This window comes from Psychrobacillus sp. Z3-81, from assembly GCF_056620325.1.
The window spans coordinates 1-19,253 of sequence record NZ_JBWQPU010000021.1 but is presented as its reverse complement, the minus strand read 5'-3'; the positions used below and the strand labels follow the sequence as shown (position 1 = coordinate 19,253).

The following is a 19,253-nucleotide window of genomic DNA, read 5'->3' as shown; positions in this document are numbered from 1 at the left end:
AGAAAACCCTTACGATTGAATCCTCCAGAATCGTAAGGGTTTTTCGATCTTGTTTCTGTTCAAGCATAGTAATATCGATTATTTAATCAGCTGTTTTCGTAGATTTTTTATATGTTGTGGATTGTTTTCCCACTGACTCATTAACACTAGCTGCTTTTCCTTTAGCTCAGGATCGGGCTCTTCTACCATTTCTATTCTCGAGAACTTTTTTTCAAACGTGAGTGAGTCTTTTATTTTTTTATATCCACCAAATCCCTGGTCGTCGTTTAGCAGCCATACAACACGCTGCATTTTCGCAAATAATATTGCCCCAGTGCACATCGGACAAGGCTCTAAGGAGCTATATAAAGTAAGTCTCTTATTTTGTATCTTCGCTTCAAACATGGCTGGCCCGGCTTCTCGCATAGCTACGATTTCCGCATGGGCAGTAATGTCTTGCAGAGGATGAACACCATTGCGACCTTTTCCAATAATTTGGTCGTTTTCATCTACAATGATAGCTCCCACTGGATAGGTATTTTCCTGGAGAGAAAGCTCTGCCTCCTTTAAAGCTAGCTCTAAGAAATATCGATCCTTGTCCGTGTACATAGTTCCCATCCTTATCTAATGATGAATTTTGTTTTGCTGTAGCCTTCTTTTAGCTTTTCTACTTCTAAGACCGCAGGAATTGCTGCTTTCAGCTCTGCAACATGGGAAATGACACCAATCATTCTTCCAGACTTCTGTAAATCAATTAATGTATGAATCGCTTTGTTCAGCGATTCCTCGTCTAAGGAGCCAAATCCTTCATCAATGAACATTGTTTCTACTCTCACACTTCCACGGTGTCCTTGGATCACATCAGCCATTCCTAAGGCTAAACAAAGAGAGGCATTAAATTTTTCACCGCCAGAAAGCGTTTTGACATCTCGAATTTGACCTGTATATGCATCATACACATCTAATCCTAGACCGCTTTGCTTCCCGTGTGTCTCTTGACGCTCACTGCGAATGAGCTGAAATTGACCATTGGACAGTGTTCTTAAACGCTCGTTTGCCACATGAATGATTTGCTCTAAATACTCTATTTGGATGTAACGCTCAAAGGAAAGCTTCATTGGGTTTTGTCCTCTTAACGTATCGTATAGATCTACGATTCGATGAACTCTCTCTTCCAATGCCATAATCCGCTCGCTAGTATCTGTTATTTTATTTTCCAATTGCTGTCCGGCTTTTGCATATTCAGTGGAGCTATTATACTCTTTCAATTTCCGTTCATAGGATTCCTTTAGTTCAGCCAGCTCTTCTTCTAGAGGACCTAAGTCCAATTTTTCATGACCTTCTAATTGTTTCTTGCCATCCTTTACTTGCTCCGTTAATGTATGAAGCATTTGTTTAAATTCATTGCATTCTTCTTGTAAGCTCACTCGCTCTTCAGCAGACATTTTCGCTTTCTGGTATGCCTCTAATCCTATAAAGCCAGCTTGATTAATCGCTTCGTTAAAATGCTTTTCTGCTCGGTCTCTCTTATGAGAGAGTTCCTCCAAGGCAGCTGTAAGATGCTCCAACCTCGCATCAGCCTTTGTATAAGTATCATCTATTTTCTTTCTGCACCTTTGTACTTCTTCCCAAGCAGCCTCTAAAGTTTCTTTTTCTTTTTTTGCTTGTGCAATTAACTTTCTAAGCTCAGTCAACGTGGAAATAGCAGGCGGGATAGACTGTTGCTTCGCTCGGTACACCGCATCTTTTTGCTCGAGAGTGCTTTTTAGCTGGCGATGCTCCAATTCTCTCTGTTGTTTTTCTTTCTCTAGCTGCTGTATTTCCTCTAGCTTTCTTTTATATACCTCTCTTACTTGCATGAGCTTTTCCTTATCTGCTCGTAGCTCGTTCACTTCCTGCGTACGTCGTTCAAGGTCTAGTCTCACTGATTCCAACTCAGATGCAGAAAGCTGCAGCTCTTCTAATTGTTCGAGTGTATGCTCCTTCGTTATTTGAGCCTGTTCCATTTTGGCAACCACTACTAGAGAGCTAGATTCTTGCTTAGATAGCTCCTCACGCAGCGACTGTAGCTTTTCTTCATCTACCGAATGTGTATGAACAACTGGCGAAGCTCCTTGGTGATTCGTGCTTCCACATACTGGACAAGCTTCCCCAGCTATCAGCTTGGAGGCTAGAATACTTGCCTGACTATTAATCCACTTTCTTTCCTGCTCCTTATACTCATCCTGCATTGTTAGAAACAGCTTTCGTTGATGCTCCTCTTCTTTCTTTAGAAATTGAAGGATTTCCTCCTGTTCTTTGTAGCTTTCCATTAATTCATAATGCTGCTGAAGCTTTGTTAACGCTTGTGCCTTTTCATCTAATAAGTCTACCGAATGCTCAAGCTTCTCAATATCTCTCTGTATGGTAGAACAAGCACTTTTTACAGCTTGGTAATTCGTCTCTATTTGCATTACCTTTTGTTGTTGCACTTTTTCTTGCTCCATGTATTGCATTAGCTCATTTTTTATGGACTCTAGCTCCTCAAAAACCGGAAGGAACCCCGTTAACTGAATAACATGCTCCACACTTTTTTCTCTTAGGTCCTTCTTTGCTTCCTCTACCTTATACTGCTCGGTGATTTTTGCCAGACTATCTTTCATCAAAGCAAGATCTCTAGTTGCCTCTTCTTTTCGTTGTTCTTTCTCTTTTTCTTCTTTATCTAGCTCTACGTATAGATTTTCAAGTGGTTCAATAGTTTTTGCTACCTCAGCTAGCTTCACTCGCTCCTCTTTTTCAGCATAGACCTCTTTCTGACCGAGTAAGTGCTCGAGCTTTTGCTCTTTTTCTTCTAATAAATAAAAACGTTCGTTTATGTTTTTAGCTAGGTGAAAGGTAGATTGCTTCGCTAAATGATTTTCATACGCTTCCTCACAGGCAATCTTGTCGACTTTTTCTTTCTCCCTATAGTAGGCAGATTCTTCTCGTAAGGCTTCCATCAATTGATGAATATTGAAGCTATTCGTTTCAATCAGCTGAAAGATGGAGGAATCTCTAGAAGGAAAAATGCTTACAATCTGTTCAATATAGCTTTGACGTGCTGCCTCTTCCTTTTTCCATTCATTTTCTGCCTCATATTTTTTCTCCTTTAGCTTTTCACTCATCATTTTATAAGGCTCTGTTTTAAATATTTTTCGTAAAATTGCTTCCTTGTTTTCTGTAGAAGAGGTTAACAGCTTTCGAAATTCTCCTTGGGGAAGCATAACGATTTGGCTAAATTGGTCATGTGATAATCCAATGATATCCTCTACCTTTTTATTTATCTCAGAGACAATTTGCCTTTCAACCACGGGAACCTCTCCCGTTTCCTTTACTTCAAAGAATTCATATTTCTCTCCTGTAGCGCTTTTATTCCCTTGTTTAATATGTGGTAGCTGACGAAGAATACGATAGCGACGCTGATTAACTTCAAAGATTAGCTCCACACATGTATGCGTGTCGTCTGAAGCAAAATCACTTCTCATCATTTTGGTATCCTTTCGATCCTCTCCACTGCCGGTGCCGTAAAGTGCGAAGCAAATGCCATCAAATATCGTTGTCTTTCCGGCTCCTGTAGCACCAGAAATGACAAATAAACGATTATCCTTTAACTCTTCAAAACGAATTGTCTCCGTCATTTTATAGGGACCAAATGCGGTCATTTTAAGTTCAATTGGCTTCATTTTAAGTTAGCCTCTCTTTCTTCTAGCAGCATCTCTGAAAGAATATCTTGAAATAGCTGTTTCGTTTCCTCGGATGGCTTCTTTCCATTCACTTCTTCATAGAAGGCTTGAAATAAGCCGAAATCATCCATTTTTTGACGAGCAGGCTGGTTGTTTTCTGTCATACTCTTTATTGTTTGGAACACTTTTCTTTCCACGTGCATCGCGTTTGGGTAAACAGTTCGTATTTGCTCCATAGGTGAAAGAATCGGTGTTTCATCTAATAGCCTTACAAATATAAAATCTTCATTTTTTTCCTGTTTTAAAATATCTTGAAGATAGCCTTCTACCGTACGCAGATCTTTCCTTGGTTTTAGTAATCTCTTTTCTACCTTAGTATTACCGGTCCCATCTAGCGTTACGATGTAGTATCCTTTTTGATGATGTTCTTCTGAAATGGAATATTTTAAAGGAGAGCCTGCATATCGAATCGTTTCTTTTGATACAAAATGAGCTTGATGTAGATGCCCTAGTGCGGTGTAATGAAAATTCTCGAATAATGCTGCATCCACATATTCTGCTCCTCCTATAGAGAGTGGTCGTTCTGAATCGCTTGTATTTTCCTCTGGTCGGCCATGAGGAGTAACAAAAGCATGTCCTATAAATACATGTCTCTCTCCAGGCATCATCTTAGACTCAATTTCTTCTACTATTTTTTTCATTGCCGCTTGATGGGAAGAAATACTGTCATCCTCCCATAAATAGCGTACTTGGGAAGGATCTGCGTAAGGTACAAGGTGAAAATGAACCTCTCCCTCTGCATCCCTCAACGTGACCTTAGGAATCTCTCTGGTTAATTGACCAACCATATGGAGGCCTGCTTGTTTCATCAAGCCGCTACCAAAATTCAGTCGACCAGGACTATCGTGGTTACCAGCTATACTCAATACAGGTATATGACGCTTTAATACAATTTCCGCCAATACTTTATCAAGTAAATTAACCGCTTCCGCCGGAGGGACTGCTCGATCGTATAAATCTCCAGCTATAATCACTACATCTGGATTTTCTTTATCTATTTCTTGAATAAATTGCTCTAAGACGTATGCTTGCTCTTCTGTCATATAAACACCTTGTACTAATTTTCCAAGGTGCCAATCTGCAGTATGAAAAATTTTCATATAGAATTGCCTCCTTTGCAATGTAAAAATAATGTGTGGCTTCCTGCTTATGTGAGTTCATTCAATTCTAGCCTTTTGCATTCCAAATCTCCTACAGTAATCTCGTTTCTCACAAGTCCCCCAATATTCCGCGCCGTAAAATTAGATAATTTTATCATTTCTAAATAAACCGAAAATATATTAATCTGCTAATTTTGGTACGATAAAATAAGTGATGATGGTATGATGGGAGTAGGAGGTTGATAAATTATGTCGTCAGAAAATTATCAGTTATTAGCCATTGTCATTTACATGGTTGCCATGCTAGCAATTGGTTGGTACTCTTACCGAAAAACAGTAAACCTAACCGATTACATGCTTGGTGGACGCTCTCTTGGTCCTGCTGTAACCGCTCTCAGTGCTGGGGCAGCAGATATGTCCGGTTGGCTTCTTATGGGACTGCCAGGAGCTATTTACTTATCCGGAATGGGAGAGGCTTGGATTGCAATCGGACTTACGATTGGAGCTTATTTAAACTGGCTGTTTGTAGCTCCTCGCTTACGAGTTTACACCCAAGTATCGAATGATTCAATTACAATTCCCAGCTACCTGGAAAGTAGATTAAAGCAATCTTCTAGATTACTACGCATCGCTTCTGGGATCATTATCCTTTTGTTTTTTACATTTTATGTTTCCTCCGGAATGGTGGCAGGAGGAGTGTTCTTTGAGAGCTCCTTTGGTTTAGATTACCATACTGGTCTGATTATTGTATCAGCAGTGACAGTAGCTTATACGCTTTTTGGCGGATTTCTTGCTGTAAGTTATACAGATTTCCTTCAAGGCTTGTTAATGTTCTTAGCCCTGATTGCAGTTCCGGTTGTAGGTATTTTTGCGACAGGTGGGATTGCAGAAACTGTAGACTCCATTAAAGAAGTAAATCCAAACCATTTAAGCCTAGTTGCAGGAACTACTCTACTCGGTGGAATCTCCTCAGTAGCTTGGGGACTAGGGTATTTTGGACAACCACATATTATTGTTCGTTTTATGGCAATCAGCTCGGTAAAGGAAACCAAAAATGCCCGTCGAATAGGGATTGGCTGGATGATTCTCAGCCTGGCCGGAGCAATTGCAACCGCTTTAGTTGGATTAGCTTACTATCAACAGAACGGATTAACTTTAGATAATCCCGAAACCGTGTTTATTGCTTTAGGTCAGATCATATTCCATCCATTTATTGCCGGGATAATACTTGCTGCAATTTTAGCGGCTGTTATGAGTACAATTTCTTCCCAGCTGATTGTTACTTCTTCAGCGCTTGTAGAAGATTTATACAAAGCAGTTATTAAAACAGATGCATCCGATAAAACCTATGTACTTTACGGTCGACTTGCAGTGCTAGTTGTCTCCATTGTTGCGCTGATTGTCGGTTGGAATCCAGAGTCTTCTATCTTAAATCTTGTCTCCTTTGCTTGGGCTGGCTTTGGTGCAGCATTTGGACCTATTATCCTCTTAACTTTGTACTGGAGAAAAATCACTTCGGCTGGTGCGTTAGCAGGGATGATTGTAGGAGCTATTACGGTACTTATTTGGGGAACAAATGATATTTTATCAGAAACACTCTATGAAATTGTGCCAGGTTTTGTACTTGCATTAATTGCCACAGTTTTAGTAAGTCTCGCTACATACAAACCAAACTCTGAAATCGAAAGAGAGTTTGATGAAACAATTCGTTTGCTGAAGATAGAACGCAAATAATCTTACCTACTAAGCACTTATGATTCTACTAATAGAATCATAAGTGCTTTTTTATTTATTGATATCTGATCCCCCAAGTTCCTCGCTTTCCGCTATTGAACCTGTCATATGATAACGCTATTTTTGCTAATCTTTTAAAACATAAGAAGCTCCACTCACTATATTTTCCTAGTCTCTTAATGAAAAGCCGACATTGTACCTAGAACTTTTTTCCTTCTATGACACTTGTCACCTTATCTTGTTGACGTTTATGTCTACTTCTAGGACCTACTAGTAGGGTATGGTTAATCTACTAAATTACATTCAGGAGGAAAGTAAATGAATAGAGAAAAGACCTTAGAGCTTCGAAAGAATGTAAAACCCTTCGAGAAATCTGAATTAAGAAAAAGCGTCATTCAACTAATTAATACTATTCCACCATTTTTTATACTTTGGTTCTTGGCTTATATGTGCTTAGAAGTTTCTGTTTGGCTAAGCGTTGGCCTATCCATCATAGCAGCAGGCTTCGTAGTACGTATTTTTATCATTTTTCATGATTGTACACATGGTTCGTTTTTTAAAAACAAGAAAGCAAATGATATTGTTGGTACATTGACAGGTATTATCACATTATTCGCTTACGAAAAATGGAAACGCGAGCACATTATTCATCATGCCACTAGTGGAAATCTAGACAAACGAGGCATCGGAGATATTTGGCTTATGACGGTGCAAGAGTATATTGAAGCAACTCCTTTTACACGATTACGCTACCGATTATACAGAAATCCACTGGTTATGTTCGGATTAGGACCTGCATCCTTATTCTTACTAAATAACCGTTTTAATCGCAAGGATGCGAAGCCGAAAGAGAGATATAACACCTATCTTATTAATGTATCAGTAGTAGCTATCTATTCATTCATGATTTGGCTGATCGGTTGGCAAGCATTTGCCATCATTCAAGGCACTGTTCTTTTTACTGCGGGAGCATTAGGCATTTGGTTATTCTATGTTCAGCACCAATTTGAGGATTCTTATTTTGAGGACGAGTCTGAATGGGACTACGTGAAAGCAGCGGTAGAAGGCAGCTCGTATTATCAGCTTCCTAAAGTTCTTCAGTGGGTAACAGGGAATATCGGCTTTCATCATGTGCATCATCTAAGTCCAAGGGTACCTAATTATCACCTGGAAGCTGCGCATTCCTCTACTCCACCTTTACAAAAGGCTACTACTATTAATTTACGTACAAGTCTACAATCGCTAAAGTTTCGTTTGTTTGATGAAGAGAACAAAACCTTTGTGAGTTTTAAAGAGATCAAACCTCTATTAAAGCAATCCCAACAGGCTTTGTAAATACGAACACCAACAAACCATTCCTTTTGCATAACAGGGAATGGTTTTTGTTTTATAATAAAAGAAATATTGCAATGAGGTGTTCTAATTGTCGAAATGGTATCAGATAATACCGAATTATTCTTGGCTGAGTATATATGCCTGGATAATCTTTTTAATCTTTCCCTTCTTTTTCATTTTTCGTTCTAATTCTTTGGCAGAAATTATTACAGGCCTAGTATTAACTCTCTTTTTTGTACTTGCTTATCGATTGTCCTTTTTTTCAAATGGAAAACTTTTTTATATATGCTTAGCAGCTGAAATTGTAGTTAGTATCGTCATGACCTATCTATTCGCCTATATATATTTTTCCATTTTCCTCGCATTTTTTATAGGTAATATAAAAGGTAAAGTTAGATTTTTCATCATTTATTCTGTTCATTTTGTCGGAATACTTCTTGCCATTATCTTTGGTTTTATTACTGATACAGGGCACTTTCTAAACCAGCTTCCTTACATTGTTATTTGTCTATTAGGCGTAATACTTTTACCATTTCACACCTATAACAGACTTAAGCAGGATTTACTGGAGGGTCAATTAGAGGATGCTCATAACAAAATATCTCGCTATATAATTATTGAGGAAAGAGAAAGAATAGCTCGTGACTTACATGATACGTTAGGACAAAAATTGTCTTTAATCGGTCTGAAAAGCGATTTAGCCTCACGTCTAATAGACAAAGATCCACAATCGGCTAAAAATGAGATTCTCGAAATAAACCACACTGCCCGCTCAGCATTAAAAGAGGTGAGGGAACTTATCTCAGGGATACGCGTAAATAAGCTAGACGAGGAGTTAGCAAGAGTTACACAAATTCTCCAAGCAGCTGACATTGAAAGTAAAATTGATGCTAAGCTTAAGGAAAAGATACCTCCCTTGGCGGAGAATGTTCTAAGTATGTGTTTAAAGGAGACCGTCACTAATGTAGTCAAGCATAGTCAAGCCACATCTTGTTTTATTACCATCTTCCAAACAGCCCATGAAACCGTTTTACGAGTAGAAGACAATGGAGTTGGGATAGCGGAAGAAAATGTTTTATCAAAAGGACACGGTCTAAGAGGCATTAAAGAACGTTTAGACTTTATAAATGGTACTTTAGAAATTAAATCCAAAGAAGTGACCACAGTAACAATTCGTGTACCAAATATCATTTTAGCGAACAAGAATGGAGGGATAATATGATACGAATTGTAATCGCAGAGGATCAAAGGATGGTGCTAGGCGCCCTTGCATCCCTGCTTAATCTAGAGGATGACATGGAGGTCATCGGAATGGCGAGTAATGGGGAGGAAGCTCTCTCTATGATAAAATCACTTGAGCCAGATATTTGTATTATGGATATTGAAATGCCAGTAAAAAGTGGGTTGGACGTTGCGGAAGAAATAAAGGATATGCCTTGCAAAGTGATTATCCTTACAACTTTTGCTAGGTCCGGTTATTTCGACCGCGCTAGAAAGGCTGGAATACATGGATACCTATTGAAAGATAGCCCAAGCGAAGAATTAGCTGAGTCTATCCGCACAATTATGCAAGGTCGCCGGATATATGCTCCAGAGCTTATTGACTTAGCGTTTGAAGCTGAAAATCCTCTAACAGATAGAGAAAGCCAAGTGTTGGAGCTAATTGCAAATGGCAAAAACACAAAGGAAATCGCCAATGAGCTTTACATTACGACAGGTACTGTTCGCAATTACGTTTCCGTTATTTTAGAAAAGCTAGGAGTAGGAAATCGAATTGAAGCGATTACGCGATTCAAGGAAAAAGGATGGTTTAAGCAATAATTTTCCCTTTTTTCTTATTATTGTTGCTTTCTTGTGACTTATGACGTCTAATTAATTGTATGTTTTTTGTAAAGGAGGGAAGTACATGAAAAAGAATAGCTTATTAGCTATATCTGTAATGGTTATCTTGGGTATTATATTATTATTCTTTTTAGTTCCATGGGGTAATTTATTCTCTAATACAGATGATGAAAAATCCCAAGAACAAAAGGATATAGCTGAGGGTAAAAAGTTTGGTTATATAATGACTATCGATGAAGAGCGATATAAATGGAGCGAGGGAGAAGAAAACGTCCTTGTACCAAAAGAACCTCTGGAAGCAAGTTATCCAGAAGTGTCTATGAAAATTGAACAATTCCCTTCCACTGCTCCTGAGCAACTTTTACCAGAGCTTGAAACCAAAATGAGAGCTGCTTACTCCTCTGTAAGTGAACCAGAGTCGATTTTGGAGCCAGTGAAAGGGTTTAAGCTACATGGAATTGACCAAGAGAATGGGGTATCAAGTTGGGATAGTCCTGTAAGTAATATATATGTCATAGGCAACGGGGAATATGGAAGCTTTGTCATCACGGAGAAATATTTCTTAGAGGCCGCAGAAGGTCATGGAGCGAATTTCTATCACATGCTTGAAACCTTTGAAATTCAAGATATATCAGAGTGAGCATGTAACAGAGCCAAGAGCTATAAAAGCACACGAATTATTGGAAATCGTGTGCTTTTATACTTAGAATACAATGAAACAAGTATAACTATTTGCAGAGAGCCACTGCCTCTTAGGAAAAGAGCGAAGCCCACGCGTTAGTCCTTCCTTAACGTCACTACCACTATTTCCGGCATGTTAAATATTCTAATAGGGATAATACTATTCCCCAAACCCCTACTAACAACCATCGTAGTATCCCCTTCCTGATATGCTCCCGACGTATATTTGGGAAACAAACCTTGGCCCGGGGCTACCAGTCCGCCTAAACCAGGTATACGAAACTGCCCTCCATGTGCGTGTCCACTAAATACTAAATCTATGTTCTTAGAAACATAGACATCGAATAGCTCAGGACGATGAGAGAGCAAAAGAGTCGGCCCTGGAGCTTGCTGGAATTCATTTAATACTTCTTCTATGCTTGTTCCACTTAGAGGATCTTCGACTCCAATTAAGCGTATTCTCTCTCCATTCTTTTCTAACCAAACCTCTTCGTTTGATAAAATGTTTACCCCTTGTTTTTCTAACGCTTCTTTTATTCGCTCTATATCATTTGTTGCATATTCATGATTCCCGGTTACGTAATATACAGGTGCCAACTCTACAATTTTCTCTATTAAATCTAAACTATTTTGCAATTCATAGCGATTACTATCAATCAGATCGCCTGTGATAAATATGTAATCTGGATTAGCAGCTTGTATCTTACTCGCTAGTCTCTCCTGCTTTTCTCCAAAAGTGGCGTCATGTAAATCAGAAACATGGACGATTTTAGTTCCATTAAAGCTATTTGGTAGTCCGTTTATCTTTATTGTCAATTCCTCAGTGCTGATTAACTTATTATCCAAATACAGAAACCCAGCAATCAAGATTATTATTAACAACCATTTCTTCATACATTTCACCCCTTTCGACTTTAACTGACACACTTCTAGAAAGATAAAAATCATCCTACTAATAATAAGGATGATTTTTATCGATTTAGGGCATTTCCCAGGAAATAGTCTAGTAGCTATAGCCAGAAAGTGACATACCTATAATAATTCCAATAGTATAAAGTATAAGCGCTATTCCCATGCTAATTACAATCCATATAAGATATGCCCGCGAGAAATTCCTTCTAGGATCAGGACTACCAAAACTCCAAATAAATAGCATTACTAGGTTTACAATTGGCACTACTAGGATTAGCATCGTAAGAAGCCAATCACTTACTTTCATTTCGCCAGAGGTCCTCACCTCTTGGTTAGAATAAGTTTCACTAACCATTTTCCCACTCCCTATTTAGAATAATTTGTTACACAAACTATTTTAAAATATGTGGCAAAATTTGTATAGGAATTATGTCGAATTTACTTAATTTTCATTAAACTAATAGGGGTCACTATCCCGATAAGCTTGTCGCTTGGTTCTCCATCCTCCGTTATCAGTAGTGCTTCTAGTCTTCTTCCTTTTAATATATCGTGCTGGAAGGTCTCTAATGCCTCATAAACGGAAAGGTCTGCAGGGATAAACTTAAAATTTTCTCTCGTTTGATTATATTCTAATATTTGCTTTAAGGTAGTACGAGTTCTAGAAAAGCTTTCCGCCTCAGCTTGGCTTGCCATCCACATAACAATACGCACTGGGGTAATTAATCCAAGAAACTGGTTTCCTCTATAAACAGGGAACTGGTTATATTTTTTATCCTTTATTACCTTTAAGGCATAGCTTAATGAATCTGTTTCCTGAAAAACAGTAACTTGCACAGAGAACATCTGAGAGACCGTTATCGGTTTCGTAAGAGCCTCCTCTATTTCCTCCATCTTCTCTACTACCTCGTCATGTGGTTCTGCTATCGCATACTCAGATGTGGTACGATGGTGTACAATGGCATTCCGTAAGTCTCCATATTCCCGTAGGTCTGCTTCGTACTTTCTTATAATAGCATTCTTTTTTTTCGCTAAATCAATTAATCGAAAAAAAGACATGTGCTCCTGTGTGCCAACAATTTTCCTCATACTATGATCTAGTCGATTATAAGAAGTAATAAATCGATCTGAATTACGTTCTGCCATTTTCTCACCTTACATTCTTTAAATTTTTGCTTTATAGCTGTTCTTTCCTGCAAAGTAAACTGCTCCTATTAAAAACAGAAGGATAAGAATAGATGTTATTACTAGTGTCCATATGTAAGGACTTTCATCAACACTGCTGTTTAATAAATACCCTGCATAATTAGGAAGCTTCCAAGGAGTAATAGTCCAGTAAGTACCAAGTAATGCATCCACTAATTGTCCTAACAGTATGACAAGCAAGGAAACCATGGTCGCCATCCCTGTAGAAAATGCCGCACTGCTGAAAATTACAATACTGATGACAAACAATAGCCACAAACAGTATGTCCCTATGAACCCAAGAAATTCTGTAACCCCTACTTCTCCAAATAAAATAGTGGTGTAGTAAAGGCTTACGAAAATACCTAAAAGAAAGCTACCTATAACAATAATCATCATTATCACAGTTTTACTAGCGATATAGCTTTTATACGATATGGGCCGAACATACAGCAATGTAGCAGTTCCATTTTTTCTTTCCCTTGATATAATACCCACAAACGCAAGTGTTACAACTAGCAACCCGATAAATTGATATTCGCCGACAGTAGATATTAAAATCTGCTCTGGTGTTAAAGTTGGTAATTCAAAAACCATTCCCTCTGGTAAATTGCCAACTGAATTCAATATTTGAGGCAAATAGTAATTACTTACAGGCTCCATTATGCCAAAGAGAATAAACACAAGAGGAATCCAAACGATTTTGTAGTTCCTCACATTTTCACGCCACTCCTTTTGAAATAAAACAGAAAAACTATTCATCCTTTGTTCACCACCTGTAAGAAAATTTCCTCCAGACTAGCTGAAGATTTTTCTACCTTTAAAATCCCCCAATTTTGCGTTGTAAGGGTGCTTAATACATGCTGCATACTTGGATAGTCCTCGTTGACTGGAATGGTTACAACATCATTATTTCGTGTAAATTTCACCATTGTAGAGCTTTTCGTATCTTAATGCTTCCTCTGAGCTAACAAAACGTAGACGGAAGGAGGAGTTTGCATACTTTTCACGAATACTTCTTAGCGATCCAACTTCGACTAGGCGTCCTTTCTGCAGAAATAACAACTGATCGGTCATTTCCTCTGCATCGTTAAGAATATGAGTGGAATATAAAATAGTTGTAGTTTGTTGGAGTTCCTTCAAAAGATTCAAGATTTCCCTTCTTCCTAGTGGATCTAAAGCAGAAATCGGTTCATCTAAAAGCAGCAAAGACGGCTTATGGACAATCGCCTGCGCTAAGCCTAAACGTTGTTTCATTCCTCCTGAGAAGGTCCCCGTCTTTTTCTTTTTCGATTCTCCTAATCCAACAAAATCCAACGTTTTGTCTGCAAGCTCTCTTGCCTTCTTTGTTTCCACTCCATTAAGCCTCGCTGCCATCTCTGTGTATTCAATTGCACTTAACCAGGAATAAAACTGTGGATATTGGGGTAAAAAGCCTATATCCATCCTCATATCGGGTTTATCTATTCCATGAATAGTGATATTCCCACTGCTAGGCTTTAAGAGACCAGCTAGCATAGATAGGGTGGTAGTCTTCCCAGCACCATTTGGACCAATTAAAGCAGTCGAGCTATTCTTTTCTAAAGCAAATGAAATCCCTTGCACAGCATGATGATCCCCATATTTCTTGGATAGATTGTTTACTCGTAATAGTTCTTGGCTCATTCGTTTCTTCTCCCTACGATGAAATATAGTACGGGTCCTATTATATTGATGAATAGTATAATTAGCGCCCATAGCCATTTAGGACCGTTAGTAGAAGGTATTCTAATAAGGTCTATTATTGCAATAGCTAGTAATATCAACTGGATTACAATAATCGGTAAAATGAGCCCCCAAGGTATAGAACTAAAATCAAATGTTTCTACATTCATCTAATCACTCCTTAAATTAGTTATCTATTATACGGATAGTATAACAGATAGGTTTCAAAAACTTTGTTATAATAAAAATTTGGAGGTGGCATTATGACAAAAATTCTTATTCGAAAAGCAACAAAAGAAGATGCACCTGTTGCTGTTCCATTAATCATTGAAGCAATTGGTGATATTGCAATGCAAATGACAGGTGAGCAGGAAAAAAGCCATATAAATGAAGAGTTCATTCATCTTTTTCAACGCACTGATAATCGGCATTCCTATCTATACACTTATATTGCAGAGTTAGATGGTAGTATTGCAGGTGTGCTTGTCTTTTATTCTGATGCACAGGCAAAACTTTTAGACGCCAATTTAGAGAAGTATCTAACTGAAAAGGTAGGACAGCCTATAAAGATTGATAAAGAAACTCTTCCTGGCGAATGGTACATAGATACAGTGGTGGTGGACCCTTCTTATAGGGGCCTTGGAATCGGTACAAAGCTGATTCATTTTGCCGAAAAACTAACCCGTGAATTTGGAGGAGAAAAGCTATCCTTAAACGTCGAGTTACAAAAAGAGGAAGCAATTCGCTTGTATAATCGGCTAGGATTTGATATTGTAATTCCTTGGACAATTATTGGTGAACCTTTCCATCATATGGTGAAGGAGATACACTTGAAGGAGAAGTAAGAGATGAAAGTTTGGATTTACCCTTTAATGGTTGTAATCGCTGCAAGCAGCTATGGAACACTTTCTACAATGGTAAAACTTGCGATTGCAGCAGGTTACACAGCTTCAGAAGCTGTAGCAAGTCAATATATAGTTGGATTTTTATTAGCCTTAGTTATTTATCTTATTACACAAAGAAAGTTACCCAGTTTTCATGGTGGCTTTAAAATTGTGCTGCTAGCTGGTATTTTTACCGCCACTACAGGGATTGTATATGGACAAGCGTTAATTTATCTACCAGCATCTTTAGCGGTAGTGATGCTATTCCAATTCACTTGGATTGGTACTTTAATAGATTGTATTTTAAAAAAGAGATTGCCTTCTCGTCCTGAGACGATATCTTTAGTCGTTTTATTCATTGGTACAATTCTTGCTGCAGGTGTTCTTGACGTAGACTTAAGTAGCATCAGCTGGAAGGGCTGGGTTTATGGTTTAGCAGCTGCTCTTTCTTTCTCACTTAATATGACAGTTAATACGAAACAGGTCAAAGGAATGAATACAACTACTCGTCTGTTGTTTGTTTCATTCATTGCAGCAGTCATGATTGCCATTTTCCAAAGCCCAGAAATTATGTGGAACGGAAAGCTATTTACGGAATCCTTATTATTCTATGGACTTGGACTTGGTCTGTTAGGAATTATTATTCCTATATATCTTTTTGTAATTGCTGTCCCAAAAGTAGGAGGGGCTGTTTCCTCCATTTTAAGTGCAATGGAGCTACCTGTGGCGGTCATCGTTTCCGTCCTTGTGCTAAGTGAATCACTAACTATTTTACAGGTAGTTGGAATAGTCATTATCTTATTGGGTATGTTTATACCAACCTACGCAGATATTCGTAGAAACTCTAAACAGTCTCCTAGAGCTGTTAAGTCTCTAAAAAACGCTGAACAAACTTAAGTTCAGCGTTTTTCTGTTTTCTTAATAAATGTCACAATAGTCTCTAGTAAGGTATCTGCCAATGGAAGATCTGGATTTGCATAAGTGGCAATATTTCCTTCTCTATCAACTGGTGCCTCTTTTAACACATGATTCATGCTTGGAACGATGGTAAGCTCTGAATCTGGATTAGCTTTCTTTAAGAGTGCAGCGTCCTCTGTAGAAACTTGAATATCCCGATCTCCATTAATAATCAAGACTGGTATCTCCATAGTAGCTATTAAGTTAGTTGGATCATACTTCAATAAAGAAATCAAGTAAGGCTGTACAGATGGACGGAATAGACTAGATAAATCAGGGCTAACCTGTTCTACGTGTTTTCCCTGCTTTAGATTCTCCAGGATTTTATTAGATTCCTCCAAAAGATTCACTGGAAGCTGGTCTTTTAGCTGCTGCTGTAAAATTTCATCCATCGGTCGACCAGGACCAGCAAGCGAGATAAACAAATCTGCCTCTTTTTGTCCAGCAGCCATTCCAATTAATGATCCTTCACTGTGACCAATTATCCCTACACTAGAAAATCTGTTATCTTCTTTTGCAAACTGTAACCAGGCATTCAAATCATTAATATAGTCGTCCAATTGAAGCTCTTCTTCCTTTATCACAAGGGAGGCATTCATCCCTACTCCTCTTTTATCGTAGCGGATACTTGCAATACCCTCTTCTGCAAGCCCTTCTGCAAGCATCTTCAAACTATTATTCTTACCACCCATTGCAATCGAATTTCCGTCTCTATCAGTCGACCCGGAACCAGCATGAATAACCATAACCGGGAATGGTCCTTCACCTTCAGGTAACTCAATCTGTCCCTTTATATCCCCATCAGTTATTGATATTTCCTCTAACACTAGATTTTCTTCGTCATATCTTGTTAATTCAAAAGGAAAAGATTGACCATTCTGCGTAAAAGTGCCCGCAATCTTATCCTCCGTGTGGTTTCCTTCAAAGGTAAGCTTCTGTCCCTGTATATTCATTTCAAAATCAATCGAAGGCTCCTCATATAGTATATTAGATAAGGAATACTGACTTATCCCTTGAATGGGGATGTCTATTGTCCCCTCTGCTTCTGTAAACTGAATATTAATTGCTAGAGGTTGATTAGGAACATGGATAGATCCCTCCCAAGTACCTTGAATATCTTTCAACGTCTGAACTTTTTCCTCCTTCTTACTACAGCCTACTAATAGAAAAAAACTGATCAGTGATACAAACATCATCCATAAAAAATTCTTTTTAACCATAGAACCCCTCCTGTTATATGTATATTATAACAGAATTGGTAATTTGTAAGCATATTTATTTTCATTAAGTTAGTCTTTCTTTATGATGTAGTTATCAATAATAAAGGAGATATGACGATGAGTTTCTCGCGTGAAATAAAAGAGCACTGGGCTGTAACCTATAATAATCACGGATATCCACATGTACAACAAGGATGGGTACTTCCTCCACAAAAATGGAGAGACTTTGATCCTTTTATCCTTATGGCAGAGGATTGGTTTAAACGAGGCACTTTTTCCGATCATCCACATCGAGGCTTTCAAACAATTACTTATGTAGTAGATGGTAGATTAGAGCATATAGATAATGCAGGAGGACACTCTATCCTAGACGCGGGAGATGTCCAGTACATGAATGCAGGGTGGGCTGCTAGGCATGCAGAGGAAGCAGTAGCCGATGATTTGATTCATACTTTGCAGCTTTGGTTAAACCTACCTAAAACACTAAAGAATACTCCTACCACTTATCAGGATATATATAAGGAGGATGCGCCGACGGTTCAACTAGATGGTGGACAGCTCCGAGTGTATTCTGGGAAAATTGCCGGTGTAGAAGGACCAATGAAAAGTCTAGTTCCCATAACCATGACAGAAATTAGTCTAGCGAAGGGAGTCTCTTATACACATATCTTACCCGAAAACCACAATGCTTTTTTATATGTTCTAGCTGGTGAACTAACCTTTGGGGATAACAACACAGTGCTAGAGAAAACTCATGTCGCTACCCTTACTTTTAATGAGGACGGAAGCGAAGACAAGCCAAGTGAACTATTTATAAAAGCTAACACAAGAGCCAAGGTCTTAGTATATTCAGGAATCCCAATCAAAGAAGAGCTTGTTGCAGGAGGTCCTTTTGTCATGAACACTCGTGAGGAAATAGAACAAGCCTACTTAGATTTTCAGCAAGGTAAATTTGGACCACCGGCCAGATAATAAAAGGCTATATGCCTTTGTCTAACAAGCATTGCGGGAACCCCCAGGTAGCTATTAATCCGATTTGAAGAACACGTAAGGAACCACACGACTATAAAATTTAAAAGAAAAAATCAGCTGACGTTCGTAAGTCAGCTGATTTTATTTTTCTATCTTATAGGTGACAAATACAAATACTACAAAGCTTAATAAGAGGAGTGATCCTCCGACAATATAACAAACCAATGCAAAGGTTTCATTCAAATTAAACGGCTGCATAAACTGCAGATACATGCCTGCTGGTAGACCAATTGCTCCTAATAAAGCTGTCCATCCATGAAATGCTACTAATTTGGGAGATTTTATTTTATACATTTTATAAAACAGCCCATACACAAATAAAGAAAGCCAGCCTACTAACAAGATATGGGCATGAATTGGTCTCCAAGCATATGAGCCAGCCCCTGCCATATGAGATCCTATGTATGTACCTATCAAGCCGAAGATTGCCCCTGCTCGTATTAATCTTATACTCCACTTCTGTTGCACAACAACACCTCCACAGTTAATTTTTTCTTACTATGTAATTATATATAAAGAAGCTCAACTAAAACTAAACTATTTCTAAAAAAATAGTAAGAAGACTACTGGAGCATATGAGAAACTATTGCATAATATGTTTCATTGAAGTGGATTTAATAGGTCTTGGATAATCGAGAGTTAATTGGGGACATCCGAGAGTAAATGCTCCCGAACGAGAGTATTCCTGCAGAACGAGAATAAACCTAGTCTAACTGAGAGTAAACAGCGGCTAAACGAGAGTAACCACCACCTATCCGAGAGTATTTCACCCGTGAATGAGAATAAACCCATGGCCCCAAATGACCCTATCAGATAGACCAGCAATATTTCTCCCCTTTTCATAGATATTTTTACCAATAGAAAAAGACCGCCACCGATTTGACTCGGTGACGGCCTTGCTGTTGCCTAGCGACGTCCTACTCTCACAGG

The 19,253-nt window shown here is 38.5% G+C and carries 20 protein-coding genes; 8 read left to right on the top strand and 12 right to left on the bottom strand.

All coding sequences use genetic code 11. From position 1 onward, the window contains the following. Positions 1-78 precede the first annotated feature (78 nt). The 3 genes from AC1ECF_RS16540 to AC1ECF_RS16530 are packed head-to-tail and all read right to left on the bottom strand — an operon-like array spanning position 79 to position 4,840. Positions 79-588, bottom strand: coding sequence for a nucleoside deaminase (locus AC1ECF_RS16540; RefSeq protein ID WP_480390532.1), 510 nt, complete (start codon positions 586-588; stop codon positions 79-81). A gap of 11 nt (positions 589-599) precedes the next feature. Next, positions 600-3,680: an AAA family ATPase gene (locus AC1ECF_RS16535; protein WP_480390531.1), complete on the bottom strand. Its 3,081-nt coding sequence runs from the start codon at positions 3,678-3,680 to the stop codon at positions 600-602. After that, the gene (locus tag AC1ECF_RS16530; protein ID WP_480390530.1) at positions 3,677-4,840 is read right to left on the bottom strand and encodes an exonuclease SbcCD subunit D; all 1,164 of its coding nucleotides are present in this window, start codon (positions 4,838-4,840) and stop codon (positions 3,677-3,679) included. Before AC1ECF_RS16530 ends, AC1ECF_RS16535 begins: the two co-directional genes overlap by 4 nt. Positions 4,841-5,089: 249 nt before the next feature. Between AC1ECF_RS16530 and putP the strand changes: the two genes are divergently transcribed. The 5 genes from putP (at position 5,090) to AC1ECF_RS16505 (ending at position 10,391) form a co-directional block, all read left to right on the top strand. Next, positions 5,090-6,574, top strand: coding sequence for a sodium/proline symporter PutP (putP, locus tag AC1ECF_RS16525; protein WP_480390529.1), 1,485 nt, complete (start codon positions 5,090-5,092; stop codon positions 6,572-6,574). 318 nt (positions 6,575-6,892) lie between these two features. Continuing rightward, positions 6,893-7,909: a Delta(5) desaturase DesA gene (gene desA / locus AC1ECF_RS16520; RefSeq protein ID WP_480390528.1), complete on the top strand. Its 1,017-nt coding sequence runs from the start codon at positions 6,893-6,895 to the stop codon at positions 7,907-7,909. A gap of 88 nt (positions 7,910-7,997) precedes the next feature. After that, positions 7,998-9,131 (top strand): sensor histidine kinase, encoded by a 1,134-nt coding sequence (locus AC1ECF_RS16515; RefSeq protein ID WP_480390527.1) that lies wholly within the window; start codon positions 7,998-8,000, stop codon positions 9,129-9,131. Beyond that, positions 9,128-9,730: a response regulator gene (locus tag AC1ECF_RS16510; protein WP_480390526.1), complete on the top strand. Its 603-nt coding sequence runs from the start codon at positions 9,128-9,130 to the stop codon at positions 9,728-9,730. The genes AC1ECF_RS16515 and AC1ECF_RS16510 overlap by 4 nt, the downstream gene beginning before the upstream one ends. A gap of 85 nt (positions 9,731-9,815) precedes the next feature. Then, on the top strand, positions 9,816-10,391 hold the full coding sequence (locus AC1ECF_RS16505; RefSeq protein WP_480390525.1) for a hypothetical protein: 576 nt from the start codon (positions 9,816-9,818) through the stop codon (positions 10,389-10,391). Positions 10,392-10,528: 137 nt separating this feature from the next. On the opposite strand, the gene AC1ECF_RS16500 is transcribed toward AC1ECF_RS16505, so the two are convergent. The 7 genes from AC1ECF_RS16500 to AC1ECF_RS16470 form a co-directional block, all read right to left on the bottom strand. After that, entirely contained in the window at positions 10,529-11,326 is a 798-nt protein-coding gene (locus AC1ECF_RS16500) for a metallophosphoesterase (RefSeq protein ID WP_480390524.1), read from the bottom strand. 109 nt (positions 11,327-11,435) lie between these two features. Further along, the gene (locus AC1ECF_RS16495) at positions 11,436-11,699 is read right to left on the bottom strand and encodes a hypothetical protein (RefSeq protein ID WP_480390523.1); all 264 of its coding nucleotides are present in this window, start codon (positions 11,697-11,699) and stop codon (positions 11,436-11,438) included. 83 nt (positions 11,700-11,782) lie between these two features. Next, positions 11,783-12,487, bottom strand: a complete 705-nt coding sequence (locus AC1ECF_RS16490; protein WP_480390522.1) for a CBS domain-containing protein — start codon at positions 12,485-12,487, stop codon at positions 11,783-11,785. Between the two features lie 18 nt (positions 12,488-12,505). Continuing rightward, positions 12,506-13,288, bottom strand: coding sequence for an ABC transporter permease (locus tag AC1ECF_RS16485; RefSeq protein ID WP_480390521.1), 783 nt, complete (start codon positions 13,286-13,288; stop codon positions 12,506-12,508). Continuing rightward, entirely contained in the window at positions 13,285-13,458 is a 174-nt protein-coding gene (locus AC1ECF_RS16480; RefSeq protein WP_480390520.1) for an ATP-binding protein DrrA1-3 family domain-containing protein, read from the bottom strand. Before AC1ECF_RS16480 ends, AC1ECF_RS16485 begins: the two co-directional genes overlap by 4 nt. Continuing rightward, positions 13,436-14,191, bottom strand: a complete 756-nt coding sequence (locus AC1ECF_RS16475) for an ABC transporter ATP-binding protein (RefSeq protein WP_480390519.1) — start codon at positions 14,189-14,191, stop codon at positions 13,436-13,438. The genes AC1ECF_RS16480 and AC1ECF_RS16475 overlap by 23 nt, the downstream gene beginning before the upstream one ends. After that, entirely contained in the window at positions 14,188-14,400 is a 213-nt protein-coding gene (locus AC1ECF_RS16470; RefSeq protein ID WP_480390518.1) for a PLDc N-terminal domain-containing protein, read from the bottom strand. Before AC1ECF_RS16470 ends, AC1ECF_RS16475 begins: the two co-directional genes overlap by 4 nt. Positions 14,401-14,493: 93 nt before the next feature. Between AC1ECF_RS16470 and AC1ECF_RS16465 the strand changes: the two genes are divergently transcribed. Together AC1ECF_RS16465 and AC1ECF_RS16460 are read left to right on the top strand one after the other, a co-directional pair. Then, positions 14,494-15,075: a GNAT family N-acetyltransferase gene (locus AC1ECF_RS16465; protein ID WP_480390517.1), complete on the top strand. Its 582-nt coding sequence runs from the start codon at positions 14,494-14,496 to the stop codon at positions 15,073-15,075. Between the two features lie 3 nt (positions 15,076-15,078). Then, positions 15,079-16,011, top strand: a complete 933-nt coding sequence (locus AC1ECF_RS16460; RefSeq protein ID WP_480390516.1) for an EamA family transporter — start codon at positions 15,079-15,081, stop codon at positions 16,009-16,011. A gap of 2 nt (positions 16,012-16,013) precedes the next feature. On the opposite strand, the gene AC1ECF_RS16455 is transcribed toward AC1ECF_RS16460, so the two are convergent. Continuing rightward, positions 16,014-17,291, bottom strand: a complete 1,278-nt coding sequence (locus tag AC1ECF_RS16455; RefSeq protein ID WP_480390515.1) for an alpha/beta hydrolase — start codon at positions 17,289-17,291, stop codon at positions 16,014-16,016. Between the two features lie 111 nt (positions 17,292-17,402). Between AC1ECF_RS16455 and AC1ECF_RS16450 the strand changes: the two genes are divergently transcribed. Beyond that, a complete protein-coding gene (locus tag AC1ECF_RS16450; RefSeq protein ID WP_480390514.1) occupies positions 17,403-18,263 on the top strand; it encodes a pirin family protein in 861 nt (286 codons plus the stop codon). 141 nt (positions 18,264-18,404) lie between these two features. Here AC1ECF_RS16450 and AC1ECF_RS16445 read toward each other — a convergent pair whose 3' ends face one another. After that, the gene (locus AC1ECF_RS16445) at positions 18,405-18,791 is read right to left on the bottom strand and encodes a hypothetical protein (protein ID WP_480390513.1); all 387 of its coding nucleotides are present in this window, start codon (positions 18,789-18,791) and stop codon (positions 18,405-18,407) included. Positions 18,792-19,253 lie beyond the last annotated feature (462 nt).

Coding starts and splice junctions, on each gene's coding strand:
- AC1ECF_RS16540 (WP_480390532.1), bottom strand. CDS start 588: ATGTACACGGACAAGGATCGATATTTCTTAGAGCTAGCTTTAAAGGAG.
- AC1ECF_RS16535 (WP_480390531.1), bottom strand. CDS start 3,680: ATGAAGCCAATTGAACTTAAAATGACCGCATTTGGTCCCTATAAAATG.
- AC1ECF_RS16530 (WP_480390530.1), bottom strand. CDS start 4,840: ATGAAAATTTTTCATACTGCAGATTGGCACCTTGGAAAATTAGTACAA.
- putP (WP_480390529.1), top strand. CDS start 5,090: ATGTCGTCAGAAAATTATCAGTTATTAGCCATTGTCATTTACATGGTT.
- desA (WP_480390528.1), top strand. CDS start 6,893: ATGAATAGAGAAAAGACCTTAGAGCTTCGAAAGAATGTAAAACCCTTC.
- AC1ECF_RS16510 (WP_480390526.1), top strand. CDS start 9,128: ATGATACGAATTGTAATCGCAGAGGATCAAAGGATGGTGCTAGGCGCC.
- AC1ECF_RS16505 (WP_480390525.1), top strand. CDS start 9,816: ATGAAAAAGAATAGCTTATTAGCTATATCTGTAATGGTTATCTTGGGT.
- AC1ECF_RS16500 (WP_480390524.1), bottom strand. CDS start 11,326: ATGAAGAAATGGTTGTTAATAATAATCTTGATTGCTGGGTTTCTGTAT.
- AC1ECF_RS16495 (WP_480390523.1), bottom strand. CDS start 11,699: ATGGTTAGTGAAACTTATTCTAACCAAGAGGTGAGGACCTCTGGCGAA.
- AC1ECF_RS16490 (WP_480390522.1), bottom strand. CDS start 12,487: ATGGCAGAACGTAATTCAGATCGATTTATTACTTCTTATAATCGACTA.
- AC1ECF_RS16485 (WP_480390521.1), bottom strand. CDS start 13,288: ATGAATAGTTTTTCTGTTTTATTTCAAAAGGAGTGGCGTGAAAATGTG.
- AC1ECF_RS16480 (WP_480390520.1), bottom strand. CDS start 13,458: ATGGTGAAATTTACACGAAATAATGATGTTGTAACCATTCCAGTCAAC.
- AC1ECF_RS16475 (WP_480390519.1), bottom strand. CDS start 14,191: ATGAGCCAAGAACTATTACGAGTAAACAATCTATCCAAGAAATATGGG.
- AC1ECF_RS16470 (WP_480390518.1), bottom strand. CDS start 14,400: ATGAATGTAGAAACATTTGATTTTAGTTCTATACCTTGGGGGCTCATT.
- AC1ECF_RS16465 (WP_480390517.1), top strand. CDS start 14,494: ATGACAAAAATTCTTATTCGAAAAGCAACAAAAGAAGATGCACCTGTT.
- AC1ECF_RS16460 (WP_480390516.1), top strand. CDS start 15,079: ATGAAAGTTTGGATTTACCCTTTAATGGTTGTAATCGCTGCAAGCAGC.
- AC1ECF_RS16455 (WP_480390515.1), bottom strand. CDS start 17,291: ATGGTTAAAAAGAATTTTTTATGGATGATGTTTGTATCACTGATCAGT.
- AC1ECF_RS16450 (WP_480390514.1), top strand. CDS start 17,403: ATGACGATGAGTTTCTCGCGTGAAATAAAAGAGCACTGGGCTGTAACC.